The sequence below is a fragment of the Methylobacterium sp. R2-1 genome (assembly GCF_014191355.1).
Lineage (GTDB): Bacteria > Pseudomonadota > Alphaproteobacteria > Rhizobiales > Beijerinckiaceae > Methylobacterium.
Map to the genome: position 1 here is coordinate 133,444 of NZ_JACHWM010000017.1, position 6,000 is coordinate 139,443.

Here is a 6,000-nt window from a genome sequence, read left to right on the forward strand (position 1 = left end):
GGGCGCTCAACCGAGCCTTGCGACGTCCTGCTCAACGATCGGGACCCGATCCGGCCCCGAGAGGCGAACGCTATGACTTCACCCGACCTTGAGGCCGTGTCCGCCTCGGCCTATCGCGAGGCGATGGCCCAACTCGCGAGCGCGGTTCATCTCGTCACCACGGATGGGCCGGGCGGCCGGGCGGGCCTGACCGCGACGTCGGTGTGCAGCGTCAGCGACGACCCGCCGACGCTGCTGGTCTGCCTCAACCGTGGCTCATCCGCCTATCCGGCTTTCCAGCGCAACGGCGTGCTCTGCATCAACACGCTCTCGGCGGCGCACGAAGGCTTGGCCGCCGACTTCGCCGGCCGCGTGCCGCGGGCCAAACGCTTCGACGGGCGAGTCTGGGGCAGGCTGCAAACCGGAGCCCCGGTTCTGCCGGATGCTCTCGTTGCCTTCGATTGCCGGATCGTCGATCGGCATGAGGTCGGCACTCACGACGTGCTGATCTGTGAGGTCGAGGCGCTCGCAGAGATAAGGAACATCGACGGCTTGCTCTACGCCGGACGCCACTACCGGGTCCTGCCGCGCTGAACCGTCCCGGCCGGCTGATCCCGGATCGCTGGAGCCGGACGGAGCCAACGCCGACGGACGAGATGCCACGGGAAGAACATGGGGCGAGGCCGATCCTCCGCTGGAAGCGGGGGATCGGCCGCCCATCGCGGTTTCAGCGCGCGTAGTGGCGTGCGCGGGCCGTGTCAGGATTGAAGCTGCTGCGGGTCGCAGCACGCGGCCCGAGGTCACGCGGATCGTAAGGCGGGGCCTCAAAGAGATTGAGCGGGTCGCTCGGACGCCCGAGGCTGCCGGTGGAGTCCGGTTGCTGGTTTGCAGGTAGCCGGCTCCGATCTCCGGCAAAGGCGCCGCCCGCCGAGAAGGCGAGCGCCAGGAAAGCGGCCGAAAAGATGCGTGCGGACATTGCGTGGCTCCTGAACGAGGTGTTCCGGTTCAGGACTTAAGCACAGAGCCGGCGCACTCATCACAGAATTTGTGCAATGACGCCTCTCAGATCGCCACCAATTGCCAATTTCATAGGCACAATCGGCATCATGCGGTTGCCAGACGCAACGAGACCAGCACCAAATTTTTTCATAAATCTTCATAATATCAATTACTTATGGCAAACAAAAAAGTCTTTGCCCATATCCTCGGCAGATGGCACGATCCTTTCCCATGATGTGTGTGCTGACACGGGTCGGTTTTGCCTCGGGAATAAGCCCGTTCCGTCCGTCGAGCGCCGTCTCGACGGCCTCCTTCACGCGTCCCGCGTGATCGTCGCCTCGATCTGCCCGTGCGGCCGGCGATCAGCGGCGCGTCGGTGCCGATCGCGACCTACGAACTGCGCTTCCACATCGGCGATTACTTCCGCCGTGCCGGTCTCGAATTGCCGGTGCCCGCCTTTCTCAACGTGGTGCCACTCCGCTTCGGCGTGGCCGAACCGGAGGGGCGGTACCACGTCCCTCTCGTCGCCGGCCCCTGGAGCTACCAGACTGATCGCGGCAGTTGATCTTAGAGCATCGTCCCGAAAGGTGGCCGCCGGCTTTCGGAAAAGGACGATGCTCTAGCCGAACAACTGCCGGGCGAGCCGCGAGTGCTCCTCGCGCAGGCGCCCAGTCTCGATGTCGAGCGGCTGGCCGTCGATCACCCGCCAGCGCCCCGCCACCATCACTCGGTCGGCCCGGTGAGCCCCGCACAGCACGAGCGCGGCGAGCGGGTCGTGGGCGCCGGAGAAGCGCAGTTCATCGAGGGTGAACAGCGCCAGATCGGCTTCCCGGCCGGGCTCGATCCGGCCAATATCGTCGCGGTTGAGACAGGCGGCGGAGCCTTCGGTTGCCCAGCGCAGGGCGTCGCGATGGGTTACCGCCTCCGCGCCGTAGGTCAGACGGTTGATCATCAGGGCATGGCGCACGCCCTCCATGAGATTCGAGCTGTCGTTGGAGGCCGAGCCGTCGACGCCGAGACCGACCGGCGAGCCCGCCGCCTCCAACTCGCAGGTCCGGCAATGACCGGAGGCCAGCAACATGTTCGAGGTTGGGCAGTGACACACGCCGACGCCGGCCGCCCCGAGTCGGCGCACCTCCTCGTCCTCGAAATGGATACCGTGGGCGAGCCAGGCCCGCCGCGTCATCCAGCCGACCTCCTCTAGGTAATCCACCGGGCGCTGCCCGAAGACTTCCAGGCAGAAGGCGTTCTCGTCACGGGTCTCGCCGAGATGGGTATGGAGCGGGCAATCGTAGCGCTCGGCAAGCCTTGCGCTCTCGCGCATCAGCCGCTTGGTGACGGCGAATGGCGAGCAGGGTGCGAGCCCGATCCGCACCATCGCGCCCGGCTCGGGATCGTGGAACAGCCGCAGTACCCGCTCGCTGTCGGCGAGGATGGTGTCGTCGTCCTGCACCAGCGCCTTCGGCGGCAGACCGCCATCCTCCTGCGACAGGCTCATCGAGCCGCGGGTGACGACGGCGCGGATCCCGAGAGCCCGCGCCTCCTCGACCTGGATGTCGACGGCGTTGTCCAGCCCTTGCGGGAACAGGTAGTGGTGGTCGCCGGCCGTGGTGCAGCCGGAGAGCAGCAATTCCGTATAGGCGAGCCGCGTGGCGAGGCGGAACGCCTCCGGGTTGAGCCGGCCCCAGATGCCGTAGAGCGCCTGCAGCCACGGAAACAGCGGCTTGTTGATCGCCACCGGATGGGCGCGGGTCAGCGTCTGGAAGAAGTGGTGATGCGTGTTGACGAGGCCGGGGATCACCACGTGCCGCCCGGCATCGAACGTCGCGTCGACCGGGGCCGAGGGTTGCGCGCCCGCCGGCACCGTTTCGGCGATGCGGCTGCCCTCGACGACGACCCCTCCGCTCGCCCCCTCCGCCAGGATCGCGAGGGGATCGCGGATCCAGAGGCGCCGCGCCGTCGTACCGTCCGCTGCCATGCCGACTCCTGAGATGATGCGAAGATCAGACCGGGCCGGCCCTGTCTCCGGCTGCATCGAACGGCGAGGATAAGGATGGGGAGCCTCAGGAGAAAGCGTCTTCCCGAATACCTGCGGTGGAAGAGATGATGAAGTTCGCGCTTTGATACATGGATCTATGGACGCCGCGCCAAGGCATGCCTACCTTTCCTGAGAGCTTCCGCAGCCGGGCGTTCCGCCCGGTTCCGATGCTGACGGCCGGCGTTGTCCATCTCCGATCCCGAGGGGATTCCCCATGTCGCGTGGCAGCCGCTTCCGAACCTTCCTCATCCTGCTCGGGGCAATGCTGGCAGCCGGTCCCGCCGATGCCGAGGACAAGCCGAGTACCCCATCCGCCGACACCAAGGCGGCTGGGCAATGGACCGATCCGCCGGCCAAAGTCGACACGCCAGCGACGAATGCCGCCGCGAAACCGGTCGTGACACCCGCGAAGATCGACGAGTCCAAGGTCTCGGCCCGGTTCGAGACCCGCACGCCCCGGCGCTCGGCCAAGCTTCGCCGTGAGCAGATCCGGAAGGTCGCCCATCGCGCGCGGCCGGCGTGGCAAGAACAGGTAGAGGTCGTGCGCAGGGCTGAGCGACCGAATCGGCGGTCCGCGGCGCGAATGTGGACGCCTCGGAGAGAAATGAGGGCAGCACCGGTTCGGAGCCTGAGACCGGTCTACGGCGACATCCCGCCCGACGCCCCGGCGGAGGCCTATTACGAGCAGCGCCGGTTCGGAAGGGTCGGCAACAGGTCCGGAGATCTCGGCTTACCGCCGGAGGAAGGTTCGGCCTATCGCACCGTCGGACTGCGTGAGGGCGGACGTCTTGTCATGCGCTGGCGCGGACCAGGCATACCGCACACCGTGATCGGTCAACCGTCACCGTTCGATGGCTTCGGCGCGGACTAGTTCGAGGAAGCGTAGGAAGCGGGCGCCGCGCGGAGCATGGCGCCCGAGCCTGAATGATGCCCGTCGTCCGTCAGCGAACGCGGCCCGGACGGGCCGGCTCGAACACGATGCGGCGATGATAGGCGCACCAGCTCTTGCCGTCGGCAACCGGAGCCCCGCAGCATACGGCCTGATCGCTCGGCTCACCGATGATGAACTTGCAGACAAAGGTACCGGATTGCGCGAAGGGGACACGGAGATCGGCGGAAGGCTCCGCAATCGCATCGGCCTCGCCGACTTGCGGCAGGCGGAAAAGTTGGTTCATCGTGCGGACACTCGGTGTTCGAACTCGCTGGACCCAAGCGAGGGACGATACGACGCCCTGGGCCTGGATGGATGTCTCGGCCGCCCCGGCCTTCTCACCCTTTCCACGCAACGGCGTTCGGCCCCGTCATAGAGCGGGACCCGTGTCGCGGGCGGGCGGGCGCAAGGCATAGGTCGGCTGATAGTCTGGCGTAAGTATACCTGATTCCCCGATAAACAACCCCTAAGCCGGCGCGACAGGTCCGCACTGGAAGCAGGCTTCACCCCACCATCCAAGTGCCTCGTACGCGAAGATGCACCGGAAAGACCTGTGAAATTGGAAATTCGGCACTGCGGCCAACGTTCCCCACACGACGCTGTCCCGTGCCTCGCTGTTGCGCGCTTCCCTATGAATCCCAACGATTCTTGCGGGGAGAACGTATGAAGGGTATCCCGCTCCATCCTCGGAAATTCGGTGCGACGGGCCTCGCATGCACGCTCTTGTCACGGGCTCGGCCGGCTTCATCGGCCACGCATTGAGCCGGCGCCTGTTGGCGGCGGGTCACACCGTGACGGGCTTCGACGGCCTCTCGCCCTATTACGATGTCGGGCTGAAGCGCGCCCGGCACGCGGATCTGGCCCGGTATCCCGGCTTCGAGGCGGTGGAGGGGCGGCTTGAGACCCCCGGCGCACTCCTCGAAGTGATGGCACGCGTCAAACCGGACCTCGTCTTCCATCTCGCGGCGCAGGCAGGCGTCCGCTACAGCCTCATCGATCCCGGCGCCTATGTCGAGGCGAACCTCGTCGGCTTCGCCAACCTGCTGGAGGCTTTGCGCGCCCACCCCGTCCAGCATCTTCTGATGGCCTCGACCAGTTCGGCCTATGGCGGCAACACGAGCGTGCCGTTCCGCGAGACCGACCGCGCGGTCTCCCCGCTCACGCTCTACGCCGCCTCGAAGCTCGCCAACGAGGCGATGGCGCATTCCTATTCCCACCTGTTTCGCGTGCCGACGACCGCGTTCCGTTTCTTCACGGTCTACGGACCCTGGGGGCGGCCGGACATGGCCCTGTTCCTGTTCACCCGCAAAATCCTGGCGGGCGAGCCGATCGAGGTGTTCGGGGAGGGCGCGGCCGAGCGCGATTTCACCTTCATCGACGATCTCATCGACGCGATCGTCGCTCTGTCCGAGCGTCCGCCGCCGCTACCGGGCGAGGGCAGCCCGGTCTCTTCGGTCGACACCTTGAGCGCGGTTGCGCCCTACCGCCTCGTCAATATCGGCGGCGGTCGACCGGTCCGGCTCGACGCCATGATCGGTGCGCTGGAGGCGTCCCTCGGGCGCAAGGCCGAACGGGTGCTGAAGCCGCTGCCGCCGGGTGATGTGATCCGCACTCACGCGAGCACCGACCTGCTGCACGACCTCGTCGGCCGCCTGCCCGAAACGCCGCTGGAGACGGGCATCCCCGCCTTCGTGAAGTGGTACCTGAACTATTATGGGGACCAGTAGGTCCCAGGCCCGAAGCCCGTACCGCTCGTCATCCTCGAAAGCGGATCACAATCTTTCGGGGCACTTTCGTCATCCGGCCGTCACTCGAATGCGCCGATGCCGGCCACTCTGAGCGAATTGCCGACACGGGAAAATATGCCGACCCTCGTGACGGGTGGCCTCCTCCGCGGTTCCTGAGGATCGAGGGCTGCCGCGGCAGGGGACGGATCACCGATGCGTATCGCGATCATTGGCTCGGGCTATGTCGGCTTGGTGTCGGGCGCGTGTCTCGCCGATTTCGGCCACGAGGTCGTCTGCGTCGACAAGGATCCGGCCAAGATCGCCGC

The 6,000-nt window shown here is 66.5% G+C and carries 8 protein-coding genes; 5 read left to right on the forward strand and 3 right to left on the reverse strand.

All coding sequences use genetic code 11. The annotated features are described in order from the left end of the window. Positions 1-72: 72 nt before the first annotated feature. Positions 73-573 carry a flavin reductase gene (locus tag FHU13_RS22470; protein WP_183438065.1) on the forward strand — a complete coding sequence of 167 codons (501 nt, stop codon included), beginning with the start codon at positions 73-75 and terminating at the stop codon, positions 571-573. A 133-nt stretch (positions 574-706) separates the two neighbouring features. On the opposite strand, the gene FHU13_RS22475 is transcribed toward FHU13_RS22470, so the two are convergent. After that, positions 707-955 (reverse strand): hypothetical protein, encoded by a 249-nt coding sequence (locus FHU13_RS22475; protein ID WP_183438066.1) that lies wholly within the window; start codon positions 953-955, stop codon positions 707-709. 372 nt (positions 956-1,327) lie between these two features. On the opposite strand from FHU13_RS22475, the gene FHU13_RS22480 reads away from it, so the two are divergent. Further along, positions 1,328-1,543, forward strand: coding sequence for a hydroxyisourate hydrolase (locus FHU13_RS22480; RefSeq protein ID WP_312889630.1), 216 nt, complete (start codon positions 1,328-1,330; stop codon positions 1,541-1,543). 54 nt (positions 1,544-1,597) lie between these two features. On the opposite strand, the gene FHU13_RS22485 is transcribed toward FHU13_RS22480, so the two are convergent. Further along, a complete protein-coding gene (locus tag FHU13_RS22485) occupies positions 1,598-2,956 on the reverse strand; it encodes an 8-oxoguanine deaminase (protein ID WP_183438067.1) in 1,359 nt (452 codons plus the stop codon). A 274-nt stretch (positions 2,957-3,230) separates the two neighbouring features. On the opposite strand from FHU13_RS22485, the gene FHU13_RS22490 reads away from it, so the two are divergent. Next, a complete protein-coding gene (locus FHU13_RS22490) occupies positions 3,231-3,887 on the forward strand; it encodes a hypothetical protein (protein ID WP_183438068.1) in 657 nt (218 codons plus the stop codon). Positions 3,888-3,957: 70 nt separating this feature from the next. Here the strand turns inward: FHU13_RS22490 and FHU13_RS22495 are convergent, their stop codons facing one another. Continuing rightward, positions 3,958-4,191 (reverse strand): hypothetical protein, encoded by a 234-nt coding sequence (locus FHU13_RS22495; RefSeq protein ID WP_012455083.1) that lies wholly within the window; start codon positions 4,189-4,191, stop codon positions 3,958-3,960. Between the two features lie 469 nt (positions 4,192-4,660). Between FHU13_RS22495 and FHU13_RS22500 the strand changes: the two genes are divergently transcribed. Continuing rightward, positions 4,661-5,674, forward strand: coding sequence for an NAD-dependent epimerase/dehydratase family protein (locus FHU13_RS22500; protein ID WP_183438069.1), 1,014 nt, complete (start codon positions 4,661-4,663; stop codon positions 5,672-5,674). A gap of 213 nt (positions 5,675-5,887) precedes the next feature. Further along, the coding region (locus tag FHU13_RS22505; protein WP_183438070.1) for an NAD-binding protein at positions 5,888-6,000 on the forward strand (113 nt) is incomplete at its 3' end.

Coding starts and splice junctions, on each gene's coding strand:
- FHU13_RS22470 (WP_183438065.1), top strand. CDS start 73: ATGACTTCACCCGACCTTGAGGCCGTGTCCGCCTCGGCCTATCGCGAG.
- FHU13_RS22495 (WP_012455083.1), bottom strand. CDS start 4,191: ATGAACCAACTTTTCCGCCTGCCGCAAGTCGGCGAGGCCGATGCGATT.
- FHU13_RS22485 (WP_183438067.1), bottom strand. CDS start 2,956: ATGGCAGCGGACGGTACGACGGCGCGGCGCCTCTGGATCCGCGATCCC.
- FHU13_RS22490 (WP_183438068.1), top strand. CDS start 3,231: ATGTCGCGTGGCAGCCGCTTCCGAACCTTCCTCATCCTGCTCGGGGCA.
- FHU13_RS22500 (WP_183438069.1), top strand. CDS start 4,661: ATGCACGCTCTTGTCACGGGCTCGGCCGGCTTCATCGGCCACGCATTG.
- FHU13_RS22475 (WP_183438066.1), bottom strand. CDS start 955: ATGTCCGCACGCATCTTTTCGGCCGCTTTCCTGGCGCTCGCCTTCTCG.